Origin of the sequence: Mesorhizobium sp. LSJC280B00, from assembly GCF_000502835.1 — a bacterium.
Lineage (GTDB): Bacteria > Pseudomonadota > Alphaproteobacteria > Rhizobiales > Rhizobiaceae > Mesorhizobium.
On sequence record NZ_AYVL01000015.1, the window covers coordinates 39,835 to 63,176 of the forward strand.

General features: G+C 63.2%; 24 protein-coding genes, 1 pseudogene and 1 riboswitch. Of the genes and pseudogenes, 13 read left to right on the plus strand and 12 right to left on the minus strand.

Going from position 1 to position 23,342, the window contains the following annotated elements:
- The first annotated feature begins 51 nt into the window (after positions 1-51).
- The 3 genes and pseudogenes from X773_RS59815 to X773_RS59825 all read left to right on the plus strand — a co-directional run bounded on the left by X773_RS59815 (position 52) and on the right by X773_RS59825 (position 3,858).
- Positions 52-834 carry a methyltransferase domain-containing protein gene (locus X773_RS59815; RefSeq protein ID WP_023677904.1) on the plus strand — a complete coding sequence of 261 codons (783 nt, stop codon included), beginning with the start codon at positions 52-54 and terminating at the stop codon, positions 832-834.
- Between the two features lie 222 nt (positions 835-1,056).
- Positions 1,057-2,975 (plus strand): annotated as a pseudogene (locus tag X773_RS59820) (ABC transporter ATP-binding protein/permease).
- Between the two features lie 76 nt (positions 2,976-3,051).
- The gene (locus tag X773_RS59825) at positions 3,052-3,858 is read left to right on the plus strand and encodes a DUF1194 domain-containing protein (protein WP_023677905.1); all 807 of its coding nucleotides are present in this window, start codon (positions 3,052-3,054) and stop codon (positions 3,856-3,858) included.
- A gap of 18 nt (positions 3,859-3,876) precedes the next feature.
- On the opposite strand, the gene X773_RS59830 is transcribed toward X773_RS59825, so the two are convergent.
- Together X773_RS59830 and X773_RS59835 are read right to left on the minus strand one after the other, a co-directional pair.
- Positions 3,877-4,902, minus strand: a complete 1,026-nt coding sequence (locus tag X773_RS59830; RefSeq protein ID WP_023677906.1) for an RNA polymerase subunit sigma-70 — start codon at positions 4,900-4,902, stop codon at positions 3,877-3,879.
- Positions 4,903-4,944: 42 nt separating this feature from the next.
- The gene (locus X773_RS59835) at positions 4,945-5,691 is read right to left on the minus strand and encodes an SDR family NAD(P)-dependent oxidoreductase (RefSeq protein ID WP_023677907.1); all 747 of its coding nucleotides are present in this window, start codon (positions 5,689-5,691) and stop codon (positions 4,945-4,947) included.
- 234 nt (positions 5,692-5,925) lie between these two features.
- Between X773_RS59835 and X773_RS59840 the strand changes: the two genes are divergently transcribed.
- On the plus strand, positions 5,926-6,246 hold the full coding sequence (locus tag X773_RS59840; protein ID WP_023677908.1) for a DUF1330 domain-containing protein: 321 nt from the start codon (positions 5,926-5,928) through the stop codon (positions 6,244-6,246).
- A 25-nt stretch (positions 6,247-6,271) separates the two neighbouring features.
- On the opposite strand, the gene metW is transcribed toward X773_RS59840, so the two are convergent.
- Both metW and X773_RS59850 read right to left on the minus strand, forming a co-directional pair.
- Positions 6,272-6,886, minus strand: a complete 615-nt coding sequence (gene metW / locus X773_RS59845; RefSeq protein ID WP_023677909.1) for a methionine biosynthesis protein MetW — start codon at positions 6,884-6,886, stop codon at positions 6,272-6,274.
- Positions 6,887-7,001: 115 nt separating this feature from the next.
- A complete protein-coding gene (locus X773_RS59850; RefSeq protein WP_023677910.1) occupies positions 7,002-8,171 on the minus strand; it encodes a homoserine O-acetyltransferase in 1,170 nt (389 codons plus the stop codon).
- Positions 8,172-8,263: 92 nt separating this feature from the next.
- A riboswitch (SAM riboswitch) is annotated at positions 8,264-8,341 on the minus strand.
- Positions 8,342-8,479: 138 nt separating this feature from the next.
- Here X773_RS59850 and hisC point away from each other — a divergent pair.
- On the plus strand, positions 8,480-9,589 hold the full coding sequence (gene hisC / locus X773_RS59855) for a histidinol-phosphate transaminase (protein ID WP_023677911.1): 1,110 nt from the start codon (positions 8,480-8,482) through the stop codon (positions 9,587-9,589).
- 6 nt (positions 9,590-9,595) lie between these two features.
- Entirely contained in the window at positions 9,596-10,531 is a 936-nt protein-coding gene (locus X773_RS59860; RefSeq protein WP_023677912.1) for a prephenate/arogenate dehydrogenase family protein, read from the plus strand.
- Positions 10,532-10,665: 134 nt separating this feature from the next.
- On the opposite strand, the gene X773_RS59865 is transcribed toward X773_RS59860, so the two are convergent.
- Complete coding sequence (locus tag X773_RS59865) at positions 10,666-11,667, minus strand: DUF2125 domain-containing protein (RefSeq protein WP_023677913.1); 1,002 nt, start codon at positions 11,665-11,667, stop codon at positions 10,666-10,668.
- A gap of 113 nt (positions 11,668-11,780) precedes the next feature.
- On the opposite strand from X773_RS59865, the gene X773_RS59870 reads away from it, so the two are divergent.
- Positions 11,781-12,314: a gamma-glutamylcyclotransferase gene (locus X773_RS59870; protein WP_023677914.1), complete on the plus strand. Its 534-nt coding sequence runs from the start codon at positions 11,781-11,783 to the stop codon at positions 12,312-12,314.
- A gap of 44 nt (positions 12,315-12,358) precedes the next feature.
- Here the strand turns inward: X773_RS59870 and X773_RS59875 are convergent, their stop codons facing one another.
- Positions 12,359-13,339, minus strand: coding sequence for a zinc-binding dehydrogenase (locus tag X773_RS59875; protein WP_023677915.1), 981 nt, complete (start codon positions 13,337-13,339; stop codon positions 12,359-12,361).
- A 345-nt stretch (positions 13,340-13,684) separates the two neighbouring features.
- On the opposite strand from X773_RS59875, the gene X773_RS59880 reads away from it, so the two are divergent.
- Complete coding sequence (locus X773_RS59880) at positions 13,685-14,632, plus strand: aldo/keto reductase (RefSeq protein WP_023677916.1); 948 nt, start codon at positions 13,685-13,687, stop codon at positions 14,630-14,632.
- Between the two features lie 78 nt (positions 14,633-14,710).
- Positions 14,711-15,331 (plus strand): LysE family transporter, encoded by a 621-nt coding sequence (locus tag X773_RS59885; protein ID WP_023677917.1) that lies wholly within the window; start codon positions 14,711-14,713, stop codon positions 15,329-15,331.
- 27 nt (positions 15,332-15,358) lie between these two features.
- Here the strand turns inward: X773_RS59885 and X773_RS59890 are convergent, their stop codons facing one another.
- Both X773_RS59890 and X773_RS59895 read right to left on the minus strand, forming a co-directional pair.
- Complete coding sequence (locus tag X773_RS59890; RefSeq protein WP_023677918.1) at positions 15,359-16,159, minus strand: 1-acyl-sn-glycerol-3-phosphate acyltransferase; 801 nt, start codon at positions 16,157-16,159, stop codon at positions 15,359-15,361.
- A 107-nt stretch (positions 16,160-16,266) separates the two neighbouring features.
- Positions 16,267-17,175 (minus strand): LysR family transcriptional regulator, encoded by a 909-nt coding sequence (locus X773_RS59895; RefSeq protein WP_023677919.1) that lies wholly within the window; start codon positions 17,173-17,175, stop codon positions 16,267-16,269.
- Positions 17,176-17,306: 131 nt separating this feature from the next.
- On the opposite strand from X773_RS59895, the gene X773_RS59900 reads away from it, so the two are divergent.
- The gene (locus X773_RS59900) at positions 17,307-17,927 is read left to right on the plus strand and encodes a pyridoxamine 5'-phosphate oxidase family protein (RefSeq protein WP_023677920.1); all 621 of its coding nucleotides are present in this window, start codon (positions 17,307-17,309) and stop codon (positions 17,925-17,927) included.
- A 29-nt stretch (positions 17,928-17,956) separates the two neighbouring features.
- On the opposite strand, the gene X773_RS59905 is transcribed toward X773_RS59900, so the two are convergent.
- The 3 genes from X773_RS59905 to ftsE form a co-directional block, all read right to left on the minus strand.
- Positions 17,957-18,721 (minus strand): YdcF family protein, encoded by a 765-nt coding sequence (locus X773_RS59905; protein WP_031212035.1) that lies wholly within the window; start codon positions 18,719-18,721, stop codon positions 17,957-17,959.
- 88 nt (positions 18,722-18,809) lie between these two features.
- Positions 18,810-19,793 carry an ABC transporter permease gene (locus X773_RS59910; protein ID WP_023677922.1) on the minus strand — a complete coding sequence of 328 codons (984 nt, stop codon included), beginning with the start codon at positions 19,791-19,793 and terminating at the stop codon, positions 18,810-18,812.
- Positions 19,786-20,445 carry a cell division ATP-binding protein FtsE gene (ftsE, locus tag X773_RS59915; RefSeq protein WP_023677923.1) on the minus strand — a complete coding sequence of 220 codons (660 nt, stop codon included), beginning with the start codon at positions 20,443-20,445 and terminating at the stop codon, positions 19,786-19,788. Before ftsE ends, X773_RS59910 begins: the two co-directional genes overlap by 8 nt.
- A gap of 236 nt (positions 20,446-20,681) precedes the next feature.
- On the opposite strand from ftsE, the gene X773_RS0138255 reads away from it, so the two are divergent.
- From X773_RS0138255 to X773_RS59925, 3 genes are all read left to right on the plus strand, one after another.
- Positions 20,682-20,972, plus strand: coding sequence for a hypothetical protein (locus X773_RS0138255; protein ID WP_198023576.1), 291 nt, complete (start codon positions 20,682-20,684; stop codon positions 20,970-20,972).
- A gap of 186 nt (positions 20,973-21,158) precedes the next feature.
- Positions 21,159-21,701 (plus strand): hypoxanthine phosphoribosyltransferase, encoded by a 543-nt coding sequence (hpt, locus tag X773_RS59920; RefSeq protein ID WP_023677924.1) that lies wholly within the window; start codon positions 21,159-21,161, stop codon positions 21,699-21,701.
- A 197-nt stretch (positions 21,702-21,898) separates the two neighbouring features.
- Positions 21,899-22,270: a response regulator gene (locus X773_RS59925; protein ID WP_023677925.1), complete on the plus strand. Its 372-nt coding sequence runs from the start codon at positions 21,899-21,901 to the stop codon at positions 22,268-22,270.
- Positions 22,271-22,289: 19 nt separating this feature from the next.
- Here the strand turns inward: X773_RS59925 and X773_RS59930 are convergent, their stop codons facing one another.
- Positions 22,290-23,240, minus strand: a complete 951-nt coding sequence (locus X773_RS59930; RefSeq protein ID WP_023677926.1) for a DMT family transporter — start codon at positions 23,238-23,240, stop codon at positions 22,290-22,292.
- Positions 23,241-23,342 lie beyond the last annotated feature (102 nt).

Sequence of the window (23,342 nt, forward strand, 5' to 3'; positions counted from 1 at the left end):
TGTCATCTGCCTTTGTTGAACTTGGACTGCTTCGAAGCTACCGTTCCGCGCATGCATTCAGACATTGTCGATCTCCGTTCGTTTTATTCGACCACGCTCGGCCGCCTGGCCGAACGCTCGATCACCATGGCGCTGTCCTCGATATGGGCCGTCGTGCCCAACGAGCGGCTGGTCGGCCTCGGCTACACCTTGCCGTGGCTGGAGCGCTTCGGCAGCGATGCCGAGCGCGTCTTTGCCTTCATGCCGGCAACGCAGGGCGCGGTGGTCTGGCCGGCGACCGGGCCGACGGCGACCGCCCTGGTCTTCGACGAGGAACTGCCGCTGGTTGATTCCTGCATCGACCGCATGCTGCTCGTCCATTCGCTCGAACATGTCGAGAACCCACGCGAGACGCTGAACGAGATCTGGCGGGTGCTGTCGCCGGCCGGCCGTGTCGTCATCGTCGTGCCCAACCGGCGCGGCGTCTGGGCACGCTTCGAGCATACGCCTTTCGGCAATGGCCGGCCGTTCTCGCGCGGCCAGCTGACCGAATTGCTGCGCGAAGCGAATTTCACGCCGGCGGCGTGGTCCGATGCGCTGTTCTTCCCGCCGTCGCCGCGACGTTTCATGATGCAGTTCCATAATGTGCTGGAACGCGCCGGCCGGCGCTTCTGGCCAATCTTTTCTGGCGTTATCGTCGTCGAGGCGCAGAAGCGGCTCTATCAAGGCGTGCCGGTTGCCCAGCGCGCGTCCCGCCGCGTCTTCGTGCCGGTTCTCTCGCCGCATGGCGCGCCGACGCTTGGCCGGGCTGTCGCGGGCCGGACGTCCGACACCGCCAGGATGACGCGTTCGTGATCCGACGCAGGCTTTTTCTCACCAAAAGCGCGTCGCATTAGACCGGCCTCGTACGACGCGCTTTAGGTTGTTGTTTCATGCATGTCGTTATCGCAAAACCGCTGCACACTTTTGCGCGACATGCATTGTCTGTCGCGGACGGGTTGGCTACCCGATTGAAGGCATACGCGGTCGATTCTATGACCGGGTTTCAGCATCGCTTCCGAATGCAAGGATCCACTCATGGCTGATCTTCCGGATGTCGAGGCCAGCGCCCAGAAGCTTGCCACGTCGATCGAAGCCAGCAGCCTGCGTGAGCAGCTGGCAACAATCAAGATAGCGCTGACCACCTCGCCGGTGCGAAAACAATTGCTTTGGGCAGCGATCGGCATCGTCGCCGTCATCGTGGCGAGCTCGATCGGGCAGGTTCTGCTCAATCGCTGGAACCAGCCTTTCTACGACGCGCTTGCGCGGCGCGACATGCCGGCTTTCCTGCATCAGCTTCTGGTCTTTGCCGGCATCGCCGGCGGGCTTGTGGTGCTCAATGTCGGCCAGACCTGGCTCGACCAGATGCTCCGCCTGAAGCTGCGCGAGGCGCTGACGCTCGACCTGATCGACGAATGGATGCGGCCGGCGCGTGCCTTCCGGCTGACCCATGCCGGCGCCATCGGCGTCAATCCCGACCAGCGCCTGCAGCAGGATGCCGGGCATCTCTCCGATCTTTCCACCGGTCTTGGCATCGGCCTGCTGCAGTCCTGCATCCTGCTTGCCTCGTTCGTTGGGGTCCTNCTCCGATCTTTCCACCGGTCTTGGCATCGGCCTGCTGCAGTCCTGCATCCTGCTTGCCTCGTTCGTTGGGGTCCTGTGGTCGCTGTCTTCCGGCTTCGTCTTCCACATAGGCGGCCATTCGCTGGCCATACCCGGCTACATGGTCTGGGCGGCGATCCTTTATGCCGGCACCGCCTCCTGGTTGAGCTGGCTGGTCGGGCGACCGTTGATCCGCTTCAACAACGATCGTTATACGCGTGAGGCGGAGCTGCGCTCCTCGGTGGTTCGCGTCAACGAGAATGTCGATGCCATCGCGCTGGCGCATGGCGAGGCCGATGCCAGGCGCCGGCTCGAATTCGATCTCGGCATGGTGCTGGGCGCCATGCGGCGCATCTACAGCGCCCAGATCAATCTTTCTTGGGTTACCGACACCTATGGCTGGATCACTGTCGTCGCGCCGATCCTGGTCGCCTCACCGGTCTATTTCGCCGGCGATATCAGCTTTGGCGGCTTGATGATGGCAGTCGGCGCTTTCAACCAGGTCCATTCGTCGCTGCGCTGGTTCATCAACAATATCGGCGGCATCGCCGATTGGCGCGCTACGCTGATGCGGGTCGCCGACTTCCGCATCGCGCTTGCCGACACCGACGCGCTGCACCATACGGAAAGGCGCATTTCGTTCGGCGAAAACCCGGACGGCAGCCTGACATTCGAGAAACTCGAGATCGCCTCGCCGGAGGGATGCACCAAGCTTGCCGAGCCGCATGTCGAAATCCGCGCCGGCGACCGGGTCATGATCACCGGAGATCCGGGCGCCGGCAAGACGCTGTTCTTCCGGGCCATTGCCGGTCTGTGGCCATGGGGCAGCGGACGGATCGGCATGCCGGCCGGAGAAGCGCCGATCTTTGTTCCGCGTACCCCCTATTTTCCGCTCGGCAAGCTGCGCGAGGTGCTCAACCATTCAGACGGCGCGGCGGAGGCGAGCGATGCCGAGATNTGCCGAGATCTCGGAGGTGCTGGCCGATGTCGGGCTGCAACGCCTGTCGTCCTCGCTCGATCGCTCGGCGCGCTGGGAGCGTGAGCTCAGCGACGACGAGCAGCGTCTGCTGGCCTTTGCCAGGCTGGCCTTGCGACGGCCGAAATGGGTGATCATCGACGAGGCGCTGGACGCGTTCGACGGCCCAACGCTGAGGCAAGTGCTGTCGATGCTGGAGAAGCGCCTTCCCGACGCCGCGATCCTCAATATCGGCCGCGGCCAGCACAATGCCCGCTTCTTCCGGCGGGCGTTGACCATCGTCAAGGATGCCGGCCAACCGCCACTCAAGCCGGCCCGTATCAGGGCAGGTGCCATCGAACCGCCGCCGGTTATCGTTTCGGCTGGCCGAAAGAAATAGAAGGCAAGCTTTATTTCGCCGCGATCGCGGCGAAAAACTGTCGCGATCGTTTCAGATGGGAACGTTCCGATCAGCCATGCTTGACGCTCTCGCCCTGCTCGCCTGCCTTGCCTGCACCCCGGCGGCACCTGCGGCCGCACCGGCCAATGCAATTGCCGTCGATGTCGAGCTGGTGCTGGCCGTCGACATCTCGCAGTCAATGGATGAAAGGGAGTTTGCCCTGCAGCGCGCCGGCTATGTCGCGGCGCTGCGCCACCCCGACTTCATCAACGCCGTGCGTGCCGGCACCTTCGGCCGCATCGCCATCGCCTATTTCGAATGGGCCGGCACCATCCGCGACGATGCGGTCATTGCCTGGCAGGTCGTCGACAGCAAGGAGAGCGCCAACGCTTTCGCCGACAAGATCGCGGCCCGCCCGTTCAGGAGCTTTCGCGGCACCTCGATTTCCGGTGCTGTGGCTTTCGGCGCCGAGCTTTTCAACGGCACGGCCTTCACCGGCAAACGCCGCGTCATCGACGTCTCGGGGGACGGCCCAAACAACACCGGCTTGCCGGTCACAACGGCACGCGATGCGGCGCTGGCGAAGGGCATCGTCATCAACGGGCTGCCGATCCTGATCAGCCCGTCACCCACCTTCAGCCATCTCGACCGGTATTATGCCGAATGCGTTACCGGCGGGCCGGGCTCGTTCGTGCTGCCGATCTATGCTGCTTCCGAATTCGCCACCGCCACTCGCCGCAAACTGATCCTCGAGGTCAGCGGCATCGAGTATCCCAAGGTGGATCCGAGGACGATCCGCATCGACGCACCGATCGACTGCCTGCAAGGCGAGCGCGACCGAAGGTTTTTCTCGGACCCATATTTCCCGGAACTTGACCGATAAGGCTGGCCCAGGGGTAAGCTAGGCTGGTGGCAGGCCGAAGGCCGGGAACAGAGATGGCCCGAGCGGCCCTATGAAGATCGTCAAGGAAGCGATCCCGCCCTCGGCTGCGTCGAACACATGCAGGGAATGGGCCCGCCATTCAGGGCCATCGTGGCTGCGGGAATAAACCCCGACCGCCGGCTGGGCATTGGCCCGGGTGGCCAGCGTGCGAAAGCCGCCAAACCTCGGCCAGACGGTCTCGAAGAAACCGCGGATCGCTTCGCGGCCTTGATACCATTCACGCCAAGGCGGCATGGTGTAGATGGCGTCCTCACGCAGCAGCTCGATCAAGCTGTCGAGATTGGCGGCCTGCCAGGCCTGCATGTAGCGTTCGAGCAGCAGGCCTTCTTCGCGGCTGGGCCGTGATCGGCTGGCCGGCCGTCCCTGAGGATAGCGCGCCGCCAGCGTTACGCGGGCCCGCTGCAACGCGCTGTTGATCGAAGCCGTCGATCCGCCCAGCAAACGCGCCGTCTCGACAGCCGACCATCCGAGGACGTCGGCAAGCAGCAGCGCGGCGCGCTGCCTGGGCGGCAGATCCTGGATCGCCGCGACGAAGGCGAGCTGGACGGCCTCGCGGCTCTCGTAACGGGCTTCCGGACCTGGCTCGCTGCCGGCAATGTCTGGAAGCTCGGCGTCGGGGTAGGGCTCCAGCCAGGCGATGTCGGCTACGGGCCCGCCTATGGCCGCCCCGTGCGAGGGCTGCCGTCCGGGTTCCCGGAGAATGCGACGCGCCCTCGACCTCGCCTTGATGGCGTTGAGGCAAGCGTTGGTCGCGATCATGTAGAGCCAACCGCGAACCGAACCTCGCCCGTCGAACTCCGATCTTGCGCGCCAGGCGCGAAGCAACGTGTCCTGGACGAGGTCGTCGGCCTCGTGCAGCGAACCCATCATGCGATAACAATGCAGCTTGAGCTCGCGGCGATGGGCGGCCGTGACCTTCTCGAAGGCCAGCCGATCGAGGATCGGCTGGCGTGCTGGTTCCAGAGGTGGTTGAGCGTCTGTCATGTGGCTTGTGCGGTTACGAGCGAGCGTTGCATTACGCGCCCCTCAGGCGGCCGGGGCAAGCCCGCTACCGCTCACCATGAAGGAACTGCCTTGCGGCTGGCCGGTGGCGAGTGCGACCACCGCCCGTCCGACATCGGCCGGCGTTTGCATGTCGGTCATGGCGGCGATGAAGTCCGCCGGCTGGATGCCCATATAGGCCGCTATGCTGTCGACGCCGGCCTTGCCCACGCCGGTTTCCGGCATGATGCGCATCGGCGCGAGCGCCATGAAGCGCAGGCCGAGGCCAAGCCGGTCGGCCTCCTTCTGGCTATGACCGGCCAGGAACATCTGCATGCGTTTTGCGCCGGCATAGCCGCCGGCGTTCGGTGGTCCGCCGGTCAAGGCCGCGCCGCTGGAGATCAGAACGATCCGGGTCCCCGGCTTGAGCGGACGCCGCAGAGCGGCCCGGCAAAACAGGAACGACGCCTTGACGTCCGTGTCCCAATTTGCCGAGAACGCCTTCCAGTTCTGTTCATGCACCGGCGCAGAAGGCGCCAGCGCGCCTGCACAGATCACCAGCACGTCCGGCTCAAGCGCGGCGAAGACCTTATCCGGGGCGGAGTCCACCGTAGCATCGACCGCGAGCGTCTTCACGCCCGAGACCTCCCAGGCAAATTGCGCCAGGGCCTGTTTTCCGCGGGCAACGGCCAGCACCGCCGCTTTCTCCTTGAGAGCGGCCTCCGCGATCGAGCGGCCGACACCACGGCTGCCTCCGACGACGACGACATTCTGATTTTGCAACGATCCCATGGATCACCTCTCGTTCCCGGCCGCCGGACCATCCAGGCGCGCTCATCGATAAGGACAGCGCAGGTGTGCCAAAATCATCGGTGCCAGGTGGAAATATCTTTCAGGTGACGGCAGCCGCGCTTCGTTTTTGTATTCAGTGTCATTACCTCTGGGGTAATCGACCAGCGCATTACGTCTCGGCAAACTGCTCCCATCAAGCCGGTTGTCCGGCCTTCGACCACAAGGAGATACGCCATGACCGCCTACGCCGTCGCCCATATGCGCCAGGTCACGCCGGGGCCGCAGATCGTCGAGTACCTGCACAAGATCGATGAAACGCTGGAACCGTTTGGCGGCCGCTTCGTGGTGCACGGAGGCGAGGTGGAAGTCGTTGAAAACACCTGGCCGGGCCACCTCGTCATGATCGAATTTCCAGACATGCAGCAGGCGCGCGCATGGTACCGCTCGCGCGCCTATCAGGAGATCTTGCCGCTGCGCACCGAGAATTCTCAGTCCGACGTGGTCCTGGTCGATGGCGTTGCGCATCCGCACAAGGCCACCGACGTTCTCGAATAAGGGGACGATCTGCGACGATTGGCTCTTATCGTTTCAGCAGAAACACCGCCTGCTGGCCGAAAAAATTCCAGAACCACCACGGCATCGAGAAGCCGATCCGCTGGCCATTGGCGTCGAGCGCGGTCGCCTTTTCCACCGTCGCGCCAAGCTCGTCGCACAGATTGACGAAATCGCGAATGGTGCAGAAATGGATGTTGGGGGTGTCATACCAGGAATAGGGCAGGTCCCTGGTCACCGGCATGCGGCCGTTGAAGAGCAACGAAAAGCGCACCCGCCAGTGGCCGAAATTCGGGAATGAGACGATGGCGCGGTTGCCGATCCGGAGCAGTTCGTCGAGCACCAGCTTCGGATTGCGTGTCGCCTGCAAGGTCTGCGACAAGACGACGAAGTCGAAGCCCTTGTCGGGATAGAATTGGAGATCCTTGTCGGCATCGCCCTGGATGACCGACAGGCCACGCGCCACGCATTCGTTGACGCCGCGCTGCGACAGCTCCAGGCCGCGGCCATCGACCTTCTTGGTCGCCTGCAGCAATTCGAGCAGCAGGCCGTCGCCGGAACCGACATCCAGCACCCGCGACTGCGGCGGGATGAGATCGGCGACGACTTCGAGGTCGACGCGCTGGGCGCGGTTGACGCTCATGCGTTCGCCTCTTGCCTGGCGCATGATCCTGATCCGAAAAGTCTGCAACTTTTCGGGGTCATGCGCTGATGCCTGGCGCATGGTCCTGATCCGAAAAGCCGGCAACTTTTCGGGGTCATGCGCCGAGCCCTCTCGCCCGAGCGGCCGAGGCGATGAAGCCTTTGATGGCGGCGAACAGTTCGGGCTCGTCGAGCAGAAAGGCGTCGTGGCCGCGGTCGGTCTCGATTTCGACGAACGATACCGAGGCGCCGGCCGCGTTCAGCGCGTGCACGACCGAGCGGCTCTCTTCGGTCGGGAACAGCCAGTCGCTGGTGAACGAAACCAGGCAGAAGCGCGTCTTGGTGCTGGCGAAGGCATCGGCCAGCCGGCCGCCATGGTCGGCGGCGAGATCGAAATAGTCCATCGCCCGGGTCATGTAGAGATAGGAGTTGGCATCGAAGCGATCGACGAAGGTCATGCCCTGATGGCGCAGATAGCTCTCGATCTGGAAGTCGGCATCGAAACCGAAGGTCAGCGCTTCGCGGTCCTGCAGGTTGCGGCCGAACTTGCGATGCAGCGCTGCTTCCGACAGATAGGTGATGTGGGCGGCCATGCGCGCCACCGCCAGCCCCTTTTCCGGCCGCTTGCCATGCTCGAAATATTTGCCGCCGTGCCAATCGGGGTCGGCCATCACCGCCTGCCTGCCGACCTCGTGGAAGGCGATGTTCTGCGAAGAATGGCGGGCGCCGGTCGCGATCGGCAGCGCCGAGAAGACGCGCTCGGGATAGCTGGAGGCCCATTGCAGCACCTGCATGCCGCCCATCGAGCCGCCAAGCACGCTGAACAACTGTTCGATGCCGAAATGCTCGACCAGCATCAACTGCGCCCGCACCATGTCGCGGATGGTGATGATCGGCAGGTCGAGCCCGTAAGGCTTGGCTGTGGCGGGATTTGTCGAGGCGGGGCCGGTGGAGCCGAGGCAGCCGCCGATGACGTTTGACGAGATGACGAAGAAACGGTCGGTGTCGATGATCTTGCCGGGGCCGATCAGCACTTCCCACCAGCCCGGCTTGCCGGTCACGGGATTGGTGTTGGCGACGTGCTGGTCGCCGGTCAGCGCATGGCAGACGAGGATGGCGTTGGAGCGCGCGTCGTTGAGCGTGCCATAGGTCTGGTAGGCGATCTGGAACGGCGACAGCAGCGTGCCGGCGTCGAGCTTGAGCGGCTTGTCGGCGCCGAAACGCAACACCGGGCTCGACGGCTGGTCGGCCTCGTTGTTGGTTTTTCGAGCGCGCAAAGCGACCATTACATCTCCTTGCCCGGCCTTCCGTTGTCCGCCGGTCTGGGCAACAGCCAGTCAGGGCAACAAAAAACCGGCCATGCCTTCGCAAAGCCGGTTACAAGATGCAAACGGCCCTTTAGCAAGTTGTTTAACGTGGCTGCAAGCCGACCGGCCAAATCACCACGGAACTGTTGCTGCTCTTCTAGGACCGACGCATGGCTTCGTCAACGGCAAGTTCTTGATCCCGAATTGCCGCCCCTCGACATTCCGAGCCACGGCTTGTATTTCCGCTGCGGCCTCCGGATGGAGGCACTCTCGACGGATTTCATGAAATGAGCCAGACACCGGATCAGACACGTCCAAGGCCCCGCGCCGGCATCATGGACATCGAAGCCTATGTGCCCGGCAAGAGCGCGGCGCCTGAAGGTGTCGCCAAGGTCCATAAATTGTCGGCGAACGAGAACCCGCTCGGTCCTTCGCCAAAGGCGATAGAGGCCGCGCGCGCGGTCGCCGACAAGCTCGCGGTCTATCCCGACGGCAGCGCCAGGCGCCTGAGGGAAGCGATCGCCGAGGTGCACGGGCTCAACCCGGCGAACATCGTCTGCTCCAACGGCTCCGACGAGATTCTGGGCCTGCTGGCGCAGACCTATCTCGCACCCGGCGACGAAGCCATCATCACCGAACACGGCTTCATGGTCTACAAGATCTACATACAGTCGGCCGGTGCCGTCCCGGTAACGGTCAAGGAGACCGATGAACGCGCCGACATCGATGCGATCCTCGCCGCGGTGACGCCGGCTACCCGGATCATCTTCCTTGCCAATCCAAACAATCCAACCGGCACCTACGTGCCGTTCCAGGAGGTGCGCCGCCTGCATGCCGGCCTGCCGCGAAACGTGCTTCTGGTGCTGGATGCAGCTTACGCCGAATATGTCCGGCGAAACGATTATGAAGCCGGCGTCGAGTTGGTGGGCAGCGCGGAAAACGTGGTCATGACCCGCACTTTCTCCAAATTGGGCCTGGGCGGGGCGCGGATCGGCTGGATGTATGCGCCAATGCACGTCATCGACGCGATCAACCGCGTGCGCGGGCCTTTCAACGTCAATGCGACGGCGATCGAGGCCGGCATCGCGGCGATCCACGACCGCGCCCATATCCAACGCAGCGTCGCGCACAACGAGACCTGGCTAGCCTGGCTGAGCGAGCAACTAAGCGGGCTCGGGCTGCGGGTGACGCCGAGCGTCGGCAATTTCATCCTCATCCACTTTCCCGAGGACAAAAAGCATTCGGCGGCGGCCGCCGACGACTACCTCAGTGCGCGCGGCTACATATTGCGGCGCGTTTCCGGCTACGGTTTTCCGAACGCGCTGCGCATGAGCATCGGCACCGAAGAGGCCAATCGCGGCGTTGTCGCAGCACTCGCGACATTCCTGAAAAGCTAGAACACCATGACCTCACCGATGTTCGAAAAGATCGCGCTGGTCGGCATCGGCCTGATCGGCTCGTCGCTGGCCCGCGTCATCCGCCGCGAGGGACTCGCCGGCCAAGTCGCGATTTCGACGCGCAGCGACGCGACGCTGGCACGCGCGAGCCAACTCGGCCTTGGCGACACCTATACGACGGATGCGAAAGAGGCGGTTCGCGATGCTGATCTGGTTATCGTTTCGGTGCCGGTCGGCTCTTCAGGCACGGTCGCCGCAGAGATCGCGCCGGCGCTGAAGAAGGGCGCCATCCTCACCGATGTCGGCTCGACCAAGGCGTCGGTGATCGCGCAGATGCAGCCGCACGTGCCTGATGGCGTGCACTTCATCCCCGGCCACCCTTTGGCCGGCACCGAAAAATCGGGACCGGACGCCGGTTTTGCCGAACTGTTCGAGAACCGCTGGTGCATTTTCACGCCGCTGCCCGGCACCGATCCCGCGGCACTGGAAAAGCTCTCGGAATTCTGGCGCCGCTGCGGCTCCAACATCGACACGATGGACCCGCAGCATCACGACATGACGCTGGCCATCGTTTCGCACCTGCCGCATATCATCGCTTACAACATCGTCGGTACCGCCGACGATCTGGAGTCGGTGACCAAGTCCGAGGTCATCAAATACTCGGCTTCCGGCTTTCGCGACTTCACCCGTCTCGCGGCGTCGGACCCGACCATGTGGCGCGACGTCTGCCTGCACAACAAGGACGCCATTCTCGAAATGCTGGCGCGGTTTTCCGAGGATCTGTCCTCGCTGCAGCGGGCGATCCGCTGGGGCGACGGCGAAAAACTGTTCGACCTGTTCACCCGCACCCGCGCCGTCCGCCGCTCGATCATCGAGGCCGGCCAGGATATCGACGTACCGGATTTCGGCCGCCAGGCAGTCGAACACCCGCCGAAGGGATAAGCCGCGGCAGGCCGATCGCAGGCCGGCTCGGCTTAGAGCGGTTCATCGTTTCACAGAAACGCCGAACCGCTCTATCTCTTTGTTTTTGCGCAATTCCGGACGGAAAACCGTTTCACACTTTTCCTGGAATTGCTCTAGTCGAGCGGCTTGATCTTGCCGAGCGGGATGAAGCCGAGCGAGGCCTTGCCCCTGACGATCTTCAGCGGCATCGACGGCTGGTTGCCGAGCAGCGCCAGTCCGGCAAAGCCGGTTTGGATCTCTTTCTTCTGCTCGGGGATGGCGGTGGCGAGGATTGCCGCCACGGCCTTCGGATCATTGAGCCTGATCGTCAGGTCGGCATTTATGAGACCATCGTCATCGACCGACAGCGGTCCGGAAACGGTGATGCGCGCAGTTCCGGACGACAGATCGAGCTCGTGGATTTCGGCCGCCTGGCCGCGCAGGCTCTTCGGATTTGCCTTGATCAGCGTCACGCCGTTCTTCAGCGTCACGTCGCCGCTGCCGTCGAGCGGCGGCAAGACGCGGCCGTCGATGGCCGCCGCGTCGATTTCGAGATCGGTGAAATTGCCGGTATAGTCGATGTCCGGGCCGTTTGGGCGCAATTGTCCGGTGGCGGTTCCGGCGCTGAACAGCGAGACGGGATCGGTGTCGTCTGCCGGATCGGTCTGGCCGGACAGGCCTTCTGCCTGCAGCGAGAGGCGTCTCGGCAGCGGCCAGGACAGCTTCATGTCGGCCCGCAGATCATCCCAGTCGATCCAGAGCGGGGTCATGCCGGGAACAGAGGTCCTGAGCGGCCCCCTGAGCTCGGCGGCAGGCGACAAAAGCCGGGTGATCTGCGTGGCGGCGTTGATCTTGCCTGTCGATGCCGCGACGTTGCGGCTGTCGTCCTCGTAAGCCAGGCTATCGCAGGAAAGGGTGAAGCTGAAGGGATAGCCGCTGATCGCGAGATTGGCGCAGTCGGCCCTGATGCCTTTGTCGTCGAGATCGGCGACCGCCTTGTCGGTCGCGCTCTCGACCAGGTCCGCCAGGTAGAACCAGCCCGCGCTGTAGATGCCGAACAGCACGAGAATGAAAGCGGCAAGCCACAACAGGCGGCGACGTTGGCTGGGCGGCGGGCGCTCGTCACTTGACGTCATGCTGCGGCTTTCGTTAACGCGGGTGGCACGGGCGGGCTGTCGCTTGCGGCAACAACAGGTAGACGGACTGAAACACCACCGGTGGGTGGTTCGTCACAATCAGGCTTGGCGATATGGGCGATTTTTGGGTTTTTGGCTACGGCTCACTGATCTGGCGACCGGGATTCGCGCATGTCGAGACGCGGCGCGCCCGCCTGCATGGCTACCGCCGTTCGCTGTGCGTCTATTCTTTCGTGCATCGCGGCACGCGCGAACGGCCGGGCCTGGTGCTCGGCCTCGACCGCGGCGGCTCCTGCATCGGGCTCGCGTTCCGGGTTCCAGGCGAGCTGCGCAACGAGGTCATTACCTATCTGCGCGAACGCGAGCTGGTCACCAACGTCTATCTCGAACGTGTGCTCAGCGTTCGCCTCGACAAGGGTAAAACGGATGGGGGCGAGACGGTCGACGCCGTCGCCTATGTCGTGGACCGCAGCCATGAGCAATATGCCGGTGCGCTCGACGCTGCCGAGGCGGCGGCCGTCGTCCGCGGCGCCGTCGGCCAGTCGGGGAGGAATGAGGATTACGTGCTCAGCACGCTGGAGCACCTCGAAGCACTGGGTATAAGCGACCACTGGCTGGAAGACGTGACAAGACGGGTCGCGACGTAGCGCCTTTTATCGTTACCATGATGTTTTCGGTGTCGTGAAGCGGGCTACATCCTGAAAATCTGTTTTCCGAGATCGGCGCGATCCAGACTGTTTGCCACGGCAAGCTTGAACTCGGTCAGCGCGTGGAGACCGCCGACAGGGACGTGGAAGCCCGGCTGGCCGAAGGTGTCGATGATCTTGCGTAGGACAGGCCGGTCGGCTTCGGCAGGCGGCGAAAAGAAGTAGCGATAGATATTTGCCCTGATTTCGACGCCGCTCAGCAAGACATCGAAATTGTGCAGTTCGAAGCGCTCGGAACTCATGCCGCCATTGATCACCATCTGTCCGCCAAGCGCCAGGGTGCGGATCAATTCGCCGCTGACAGGTCCGCCGACATTGTCGATAATCCCGTTCAATCCGGCGCCACCGGTGATATCCATCACCGCTTCCCGGATGCTTGCCTTCAACTCCGAAAGGTCAAGAGTGGCGGCGGCGCCAAGCGCCTTCAGGTCGAAGCTTTGGTGCGAGCGCCGCACAAGAGCGATGACGTTGATGCCGCGTCGTTGGGCGAACTGCATCACCATTGTCGAAATTGACGAATAGCCGGCCGTGACAGCCAGCCACTGGCCAGGCCGCACACGGGAATCCACCAGCAGATCCCACGCGGTAATGGGGTTCACCATCTGCCCGGCGCGTTCGACCGGATAGCCGGCAGGCAACGGGATCAGCCATTCGGCGGGAATCGCCGCGTACTCGGCCCAACTGCCATAATAGCTGAATGCGACAAGCGTCCCCGGTTCCAGCAAAACGTCCGCGCCAACGGCTTCGACGATGCCGGCGCCATGGTTTCCCGTGATCTGCCGGGGAAAATGCGGCTTCTTCGGTTCGGGATAGAGGTTCTGGATAAACAGGAAGTCGCCCGGATTGATCGATGCCGAGACCATCCTGACCAGCACCTCGCCGTCGCCGATCCGCGGCATCGGCAGGTCGTCCACATAGAGCACGTCGCGCGGCGAGCCGATAGCGTCAAATACAATTGCTTTCATTCCGGTCTCCACAACAAACGATCCGGGGCAAACAGTCTGTGCTTGGCCAGATCGTGCCGAGACTTGCGTCGGCGCGGCGGAACCTACGGTCGGCCGGCAAAAGTCAGAATTGGCAGATTTGACAATCTATATGCCAAACTTGCCAGATTGTTTCTTCAGAGAATGCTGGTTTGGATATCCCGGACCACCGCCTTGAGGCCGGACACGCCGCGGCGGGTCGCGGCTTTGTGAAGCGCCGGCGGGTTGGAAAAGAGGCTATGCGTTTGACGTTGCCACGGCGCGACATAGGTTAGCCCGGTCGGCGGCTCCCATCCGCCCCAGCATGAATCACCATGGAGATCAGCCTTGCAGAAACGTCGTCTCGGTCGCACCGACCTATCCATCGCGCCATTGGTCCTGGGCGGCAATGTGTTCGGCTGGACCGCCGATGAGAAAACCTCGTTCGACCTGCTCGACCGCTTTGTCGACGCTGGCCTCAACGCCATCGACACGGCCGATTCCTATTCGCGCTGGATTGCCGGCCACCAGGGCGGCGAATCCGAAACCATCATCGGCCGATGGATGAAGAGCCGTGGTAACCGCGACACGGTTGTCGTTATCACCAAGGTCGGTTCGGATATGGGACAGGGCAAGAGGGACCTGTCCGCCGCCTATATCGAAAAGGCCATCGATGCTTCGCTGAAGAGGCTGCAGGTCGATAGCGTCGATCTCTATCTGTCGCACTGGCCTGATCCGGCCACTCCCTATGAAGAAACGCTCGGCGCCTACCAGAAACTGCTCGACAAGGGCAAAATCCGTTATGCCGGCGCTTCCAACCTCGACGCCGCCCAGTTGCGGGCTGCACTCAACGTAGCAAGCCTGCGCGGCCTGCCGCGCTACGAGGTGCTGCAGCCGGAATACAACCTTTACGACCGCTCGTCCTTCGATGGTCCGCTGCGCGATCTGTGCGTGACCGAGGACATCGGCGTCATCACCTATTTCAGCCTCGCCAAGGGGTTTCTGAGCGGCAAGTACCGCAGCGAGGCCGACCTCGGCAAAAGCCCGCGCGGTGGCGGTGTGAAAGGCTATCTCAACACCCGCGGCATGCGCATTCTCTCAGCGCTCGATGCCGTTTCAGCCAGACATTCGGCCAAGCCAGCGGAAGTGGCGCTTGCCTGGGTCATGGCGCGGCCCGGCGTCACCGCCCCGATCGCCAGCGCGACGACGCTCGACCAGCTCGACAGCCTGGTGCGTGCCGCGTCGTTGCAGCTCAGCCCGGACGATATCGCCGAGCTCGACAAGGCCAGCGCATAGCCGCGCACGATCGTTCAAGACCGGCGCCGCTGCCTTGCCCTACCGTCCCTGCATCGTCGCAGGATGCAGGGACGCCGCATGACCGGACAGGGTCTTCTCGATCAGCAGCTATGGCAGCAATTGCTGGCGCTTGTGCTGGCATCGGCCATCGTTATGGGCAGCCCGGGGCCGGCGACGATAAGCGTCACCGCGATCGGCGCCGCGTTCGGCCTGCGCGATTCGCTCCGTTATGCCTCGGGAATCGTTGTCGGGACGGTCCTCGTGCTTTTGGTGGTGGCGACGGGCATCATGGCCGTTCTCACCGCGCTGCCGAAGCTCGCCGCGCTGTTGGCGGTCGCGTCAGCAGCCTACATCCTCTATCTGGCGTTCAAGATAGCGACGGCGCCGCCGCTGGCGGCACGCATTGGTGGGGCGGCGCTTCCCACTTTCCTGGGTGGGTTCCTTCTGGCCGTTGCCAATCCGAAAGCCTATGTGGCGATTGCCGCCGTGTTTGCCGGCGCGTCTTCCGGCGCCGGCGGTCTTGCTATTTCAGCCAAGCTGGCGGTCCTCGCCTTGATGATTGTTGCCATTCATCTCTTGTGGCTTCTCGCCGGCACGGCCTTTGCACGTTTGTTGCGCAAACCGCTGGCGTCGCGGATCATCAATCTGGTGTTTGCCGTGACGCTGGTTGCAACAGCTGCCTTGGCTGCCTTGCCGTGAGCCTTTCTGGCATCCGCGGCGGGTGTCTCAGCCTTTCAATTCAGGTTTCGCGTCCAGCTCGCCAAGCCGTTTCACCGCCGTCGGCGGCATCGGCGGCGGGTTCGGCGTCTGCGCCGCCTCGACGAGGAGCTGGTCGCAGGCGGCCTCCGTCTCGCCGATCAGCCGTTGCATGAATTCGTCCTTGCCGAGACCGGGCGGGATCGGTGGCAGGAAGCGCGCCTTGATCGTGCCGGGATAGCGCAGGAATTTGCGGCGCGGCCAATAGAGACCGGCGACGTGAGCGACCGGCACCACCGGAATGCCAAGTTGCGCGTAGAGTTCGACGATGCCGTATTTGTAGACCGGTTCGTCGCCCGGCGCGCGGCGGGTGCCCTCGGGATAGATGATCAGCTGGCGGGGATTGCGCGCCAATTCCTGTTTGGTCGCGGCGATCACCATTTTCAATGCCTTCGAGCGGCTGCCGCGGTCGACCGGAATCATCCGCATCTTCAAGATGTACCAGCCGAAGAACGGGATCCAGGTCAACTCCCGCTTCAATATGTAAACGGGATCGTCGAGATAAGGCAGGAAAGCGATCGTGTCCCAGAAGGACTGGTGCTTCGGCGCCAGGATGAAGGAGCCTTCAGGCAGGTTCTCCTGGCCGGTGATCTCGCTTCTGGTGCCGGCGATCTTGTCGTAGAGCCACATGCTGGTGCGCGACCAGAATTTCGGCACGAACCAGGCGCGATGGCGTGGCGACAGGAAATAATACGGGGTCCAGAGGATCATCTGGACGATCAAATTGAGGTAGAAGGCGAGATTGAACGCCAGCGAGCGGAAATACAGCATACAGCAAGTGCCCGGTGAGGAGGTGTGCGTTGGTTACACCAAGCGCCGGCAAAAAGGAAACGCTGCGAGGCGGGCGATCGGCCCGGCCTTGCGATGGGCCGTCTTCGTCACGTTTGCCACGCCGCCTGCAGCAGGCGCTGTCTCAGGCGCGGGGCGGCGAAGTCGAGGAACGCGCGCAGCTTCACCGGCAGCAGCCCCTGGCCGGCATGGACGAGGCTCACCGGCCATGGGTCTGGCTCGAACTCTTGCAGCACCGGGCGCAGCGTACCCGACCGAACCGCGGCGGCGATCTGGTAGGAAAGCAGCCTCGTCACGCCGACGCCGGCAATCGCCGCATCGATTGCTGCCTCAGCGGTGTTGACCCGTAGCCTGGAGCGGACCGGCACGGCGAATTCGGCCTTGCCGGTGGCGAAGGTCCAACTGGCAGCGGTGAGCCCTTCAAAGGTGATGGCACTGTGCGCCGCAAGCTCTTGCGGCGTTTTCGGCGTGCCGTGCTCGGCGAGATAGGCCGGGCTCGCGCAAACGACGCGGCGGATTGAACCCAGGCGGGTGGCGATCAGGCTCGAATCGGCAAGCTCGCCGATGCGGATGGCGAGGTCGATGTGCTCTTCGACCAACTGGGTTATCCGGTCGGCGAGTGTCAGCCGCACACCTACCTCAGGATAGACGGAGAGGAAGCTGGTGACGACCGGCAGCACATGCAGGCGGCCGAAGACGATCGGCGCAGTGATGATCAGTTCGCCGGTCGGGGCATTGTATTCGCCGGCGGCTATTCGCTCGGCCTCGCCGACCTCATCGAGAATGCGACGACAGGCGGCGAGATAGGCGTGGCCTGCATCGGTCAGCGACAGCTGCCGCGCCGAGCGGTTCAACAGCCGTGTCTTCAGGTGCTTTTCCAGGTCCGAAACCTTGCGGCTGACCGTCGTCAGCGGAATGCCGAAGCGGCGCCCGGCAGCCGAGAGGCTGCCTGTCTCTGCCGCGGCAACGAAAAGCGACATGGACTGGAGGCGATCCATAGCTCTCCCGAAAAGTTGCCCTCCCGAAAAACGGAAGGATAGATTGCAGATATGGCATCTGCATCTCGAAGATGGAAGGACCTATTTCCTGACTAGCAATGCAGCGCAGCTCGGCGCTTGAGGAGGCTTCCATGAACGCTCACACCAGCGATGTTGCTTTCACCCCGACGGTGAAGGCGATTCAGGCGCGCAAGGGCTCGCGCCAGGCCTATGCCCGTGTCGAGGAGCGTGGCGGCTGGCAGGCGGCAATCACGCCCGATCTCGCCGCCTTCATCGAGGCGCAGACCAGCGTCTTTCTGTCGACCGCCAATGCGGACGGGCAGCCTTACATCCAGCATCGCGGCGGGCCTGCCGGTTTCCTCAAGGTGCTCGACGAACGGACGATCGGCTTTGCCGATTTTTCCGGCAACAGGCAGTTCATCACCCAGGGCAACCTCAGCGACAACCCACAGGCTTTCCTATTCCTGATCGATTATGCGCACCGGCAGCGCATCAAGATCTGGGGCAAAGCGCAAGTCGTCGAGGGCGATGCCGAGCTGACGGCAAAGCTGATGCCGCAAGACTATAAGGCGCGACCCGAGCAGGTCATCCTGTTTACGGTTTCGGCTTGGGATTCAAATTGCTCGCAGCACATCCCGCAGCGTTTCGAAGCGGCCGACGTGGCGGCGGCGCTGGGCGAACGCGACAAGCGCATCGAACGGCTCGAACAGGAGATCGCACGCTTGCGATCAGATGCAGCAGCCAGGGAATAAGAGCTAGGGAATAAAAGTGCCGGTGCCGTTCAGTTTCCGCCCGCGGCGTCGGCCAGCGTGACGCCGTTGGGCGATTGCTTCACCGGCATGATGCCGCGCGCCAGCGCCAGCAGGTATTTGTTATATTCGGTGAACAGCACGCGCAGCGCTTCTGGCTTGGTCAGCCAGCCGCCATTCTCGAGGTTGGTGTTGACCACCGGATAGGGTTCGAGCCTGGCGCCGTGCAGCAGCCGGCCCATTTCCAGCAGGCTGCGCGGCATGTGATAATTGTTGGTGACGAGAATGACCGTGCCGTAGGCATGGTCCTCGACCCATTTGGCACTTTCCTCGGCATTGCCGATCGTGTCGAGCGCGGCGCGGTCGATGTCGACGCAGCAGGAAAACAGCCTCTTGTCGCCGCCGGTCGCGGCCTGAAGCTGGCGGCGGCTGGCGGAGGGATGGACGCCGCTGATCAGCAGCCGCTCGCCCTTGCCTAACGCAAGCAGGCCCATCGCAGCGTCGAGGCGCGACTGGCCGCCGGTCAGCACGATGATAGCGTCGGCCCTTGCCGGATTGGCGGGCGTAGTCAGGCGGCTGACGGTATTGGCGAACCAGCCGAAGCCGGCGACAAACAGCGCCATAAAGGCGAGCAGAAGGAGAGCCGAGATGCGCAAGGAGCGGGCTGCCAGCAGCCGCCCATGTTTGGCGAACTGATCCGGCTTGGCAAATTCATCAGGCTCGGCGAATACAGGCGGGCGCGCAACCAGCACTGGCATGCATCCAGCGGTATCGGTCGAGTCCCGAACGTCCATCATGAAATGGTTAATCCCGAAATACGGCCTTTGGTAGGAAAAAAATGCAATTTTCGTGACGATGCGTTTTCATCCGTGATCGATCTTTCCTTTAGCCGGCGTCCGGCTGGCGAATGTCGATGTCGCTGAGATAGGTAACCACGGTGAAATGGGAGGTTGCCGCCGTCAGCGCGCCGATCACCAGCACCATGACAGCGACCCCGAGATAACCCGCCGAGCCGATGGCGAAATTGCCGAACAGGGCGGTCGCCTGGTCGGCCTGCGGCGTTGCCATGTTGCGTGACGACCACCAGGAGAAGACGATGAAGACCAGGATCGCCGCGGCGCCGCCTGCCGCGGCGCCCTTCATGCCGGTGACCAGAAAATGCCGGCGGAATTCGCGCGCGATGAAGCGCGCCTCGGCGCCGACAAAATGCAGCACCTCGATGATGTGACCATTGCCGGCCATGGCGCCGCGCGTCGCGAATACCACGGTCAGCACCGTCGCCGACAGCATCAGCGCCAGCACTGCAATACCGATCGTTACCGTGGTGCGGGCCATGGCAACCAGCCGGTCGACCCAGGTGCGATGATCGTCGAGCGAGGCACTCGGCAGCTTCGGCGTGATCGCCGCGCGCAGTGCGGTGAAATCGGGCGGGCTGTTCTCGTCGATGGTGATGATGATCAGGCGCGGCACCGGCAGCTCATCGATGTTCAGGCCCGAGCCCAGCCAAGGCTCGAGCAGCCGGGCCGTCGCTTCGCGGTCGACGATCCGGGCGCTTTTCACGCCAGGGAATTCGCCGGCGATCTGCGAGGCCAGCGCAAGTGCGGCCTCCATGTCGAGGCCGTCGACCGGCTTGATCTGGATTGTCGCTTCGCGCGAGATCTGGTTCTCCCAGACGGAGGCGGTGTCACGCACCAGCGTGACTGCGCCAAACGTCAGGCAGGACAGAAACGTCATGATGGCGATGACCAGCACCAGCGCCCGGCCGGCGATGTTCTGCGCCGGCACGATCGGCGCCATTTTGCGCTGGACGCGGGGCTTTGCCGCCGCGGCGTCCTGACCCTCGAAATATTCGACGGAGAGCTCAGTCATAGATGTCCAGCCTTCCGCCGGCCAGGATCATTCGCCGTGCGTCGACCTGTTCCATCAGGCCGAGGTCGTGTGTGGCGATCACCACGGCGGTGCCCAGCCGGTTGAGCTCGATGAACAACCGCAGCAAGCGTCGTGCCAGCGGCGGGTCGACATTGCCGGTCGGCTCGTCGGCGAGCAGGATCTCGGGCTGCTCGATCAACGCCCGGGCGATGGCGGCGCGCTGCTTCTCGCCGCCAGACAGCACCGGCGGCAGCACATGCATGCGCTCGCCGAGGCCGACCCATTTCAGCAGCTCGGTGACGTCGGTGCGATAGGTCGCCTCCTCGCGGCCGCGCACGCGCAGCGGCAACGCCACGTTCTCGTAGGTGGTCATATGGTCGAGCAGGCGAAAATCCTGGAACACCACGCCGATGCGACGTCTCAGATGCGGCAATTCGGTACGCGAGATGCGCGAGCGATCCTTGCCGAAAATGGTGATCAGGCCGCGCGTCGGCTTCAGCGACATGAACAAAAGCCGCAGCAACGTCGTCTTGCCGGCGCCTGAAGGTCCGCTCAGGAACTGAAAGGAGCGCTCCGGAATGTGCAAGGAGATGTCGCGGAGAATCTCCGGACCCATGCCATAGCGGAGGCCGACATTTTCGAAGCGGATCACTTTCGACGACCTGAAATTCTCGGCGGCAAGATGCCAGCCCTTTCTGTGGAAAGACCATCGGCCGGCATGGTTAACCGACGGTTAATTTGGGGGCTTTTCGAGCGAGTCACAGGGGTTCCGGTGGGGAAGCGTTAACCATTTCCGTTTACCCAAAAGAAACGAACAGCGAACAGGTGCGGTAGTGTTGGGCCATGATGGCTGAGGATCGAACCGCGCGCCCGGTTTCCGGCGAAATCATGACCGATCCGGCCGCCGAGCCGGAACGCATCATGCGCGACGTGACCGCCGAGGTCATCGATGCCGATTATGAGGTGCTGCCCCGCCATTTTACACGTCCAGACTTTGCGCCGCCGCCTGCGCGCATGATGTCCATGCCTTCGATCGAAGGCATGGACATGTTGCGCAAGCCCGAAGCCGCCGTCGAACGCCCATTGTGGGTGCATGGTGGGCCGATCTTCTGGATTGTTGGCGTCGGTGCCGCCTTTGCCGCCTTCTGGATTTCGGGCGGCCATGCGCTGGTTCGTTAGAGCGGCGCCAGAAAATCAACAGGTCACCAGATAAACGATCAGCGACGCGCTGCGGACACCCGACCGTTCGCGGGCGTCCTGCCAAAGATTTGCCCTTGCCAGCCGGCTCGACATGCCTAGAAACAGGTTGAAGACCGTTTTCGGTCGGCTTCGCCTACAAGGCGATCATTTCTGGAAGGGCAGCCAATGCCAGTTGTGCGCGGCAAGGACATCGAAGTCCTGTTTTCGGCGTCCGCCATCGCGCGGCGGAACCTGGAACTTGCCAAGGAGATCGCCGGGCACGACTACCACGACCTTCTGGTAATCTCGGTGCTGAAGGGATCGTTCATCTTCGCCGCCGATCTTATCCGTGCCATGCACGATGTCGGCCTGTCGCCGGAGGTCGAGTTCATCTTCATCTCCAGCTATGGCGCCGGCACGACCAGCGGTGAGGTGAGGGTGCTGCGCGACATCGACAACGAGGTCGCCGGTCGCGATGTGCTTTTGATCGATGACATTCTGGAATCCGGCAAGACGCTGAGTTTCACCCGCGACCTCATGCTGTCGCGCGGCGCGAGGAGCTGTGCCATCGCCGTGCTGCTCGACAAGCGCATGCGCCGCCAGACCACGCTCAACGCCGACTATGTCGGCTTCGACTGCCCCGATTATTTCGTCGTCGGTTATGGCATGGACGTCGCCCACGCGTTTCGCGAATTGCCCTTCGTCGGCGTCGTCAAGGGCGACGCTTGAGGCCTTTTGATAATTCTACTCCGGCGGCCACCTGACGCAGTTTTCTGCGCTTCCGGTGCTCTCGGACTCGAACGTCCGCTCCGCTCCGGTTCTCGAAAACCACGCTATCTGACTTGGCGGAGCGAATTCTGAAAAGGCCTCATCGACCCTTGGCGCCTTCAGGAAACATCAACTTTTCCCCGCCAAATATCCTGCCCATGGCAAAGCTCCTGATCGTCGAGGACGATGAATCCGTCCGCACTCTCGCCGCTCGCGCGCTCGAACGCGCCGGGCATAATGTCACTGTTGCCGCCGACGGCGCACATGGCCTTTCTCTGATCCGGGCGGCGCAAGGGAGCTATGACCTTGTGCTGTCCGACATCCGCATGCCGGAAATAGACGGCATCGAGATGGCCAAGGCGGCAGCAGCGCTGTTCCCGGCGATGAAGATCATGCTGATGACCGGCTATGCCGACCAGCGCGAGCGCGCCGAGGAATTGGACGGCATTATTCTCGACGTCGTGCAAAAGCCGTTCACGCTGGCTGAAATCCGCGCCCGCGTCGAACAGGCGCTCGCCTGCTTCGCCTAAAGCCCAAGGCCGACCGCCTTCAGGCAGGGTCGCAGGTCGCCGTAATGGCTGGCGCGCCGCTCAGGCGCCGGCTGGCATTGAGCGCAAACAGGCCGGCGCCGATGATGAGGGCTGCGCCCGCCGCCGTCGCTGGTCGCGGCACTTCGGCAAAGAACAGAAAACCCCATAGCGGCGACCAGATGATACCGGTGTATTCGAAGGTGGCGACGCTGTTGGCGGGCGCCAGCCGGTAGGCCTGCGACAACAGGATCATGCCGGCCGAGGCAACGAAGCCGCATGCCCCCATCTTGAGGAGATCCGGCGTCGCCGGCCAGACCCATGGCCGGACGAGGAATTCGAGACTCGGATGCACGGCGTGGTCAATGCCTGCCAGCCAAAACAATGCCGCCGCCAAGGCGGCGCCGACCAGATAGGCGCCGTTCTGATAGAAAGCCATGACAGTCGAGGATTCGGTGTCGCCGATCTTGCGTGCCATCAGCTGCGAGAAACCGTAGAGCAGAGCCGAACCTAGCGACAGCAGCGCTGCCCAGTCGAACAAGCCGGCGCCCGGGCGCACCATCACCAGCACGCCGAGCATGCCGACCAGGACGGTGGCGAGCGCCTGCCAGGACACGCGTTCGCCGAGATAGGGGCCGGCCAACGCCATGATGAACAGCGGCGCCATGAAATAGAGCGCCACCGCGTCAGCCAGCGGCAGGGCGGCGATTGCCAGGTAGTAGGCCGTATAGGAGGTGAACTGGATGAAGGCACGCATCGTCAGCATGCCGAACCGCTTCGACAGGATCGCCTGCAACCCGACATCGGCGTGGACAAGGAAAACCAGGATCGGCAGGGCGACGATCGAGCGGATCGCCATCACCTCGGTGACGGGATAGTGGCTCGACACCGCCTTGACCAGCGGGTCCTGCAGCGAAAAGACCAGCACGCCGAGACAGAGGCTGAGGATGCCGAGCACAAGCCGATTTTGCATAGGCGCTCCTGTCTCCCGCGTGCGCGGCCGAAAGCAGGCCTGCATCCGGGTAAAAAGAACCCGCCACCGTTTCGGGCAGCGGGTACGAGTGAGGACTTTTGA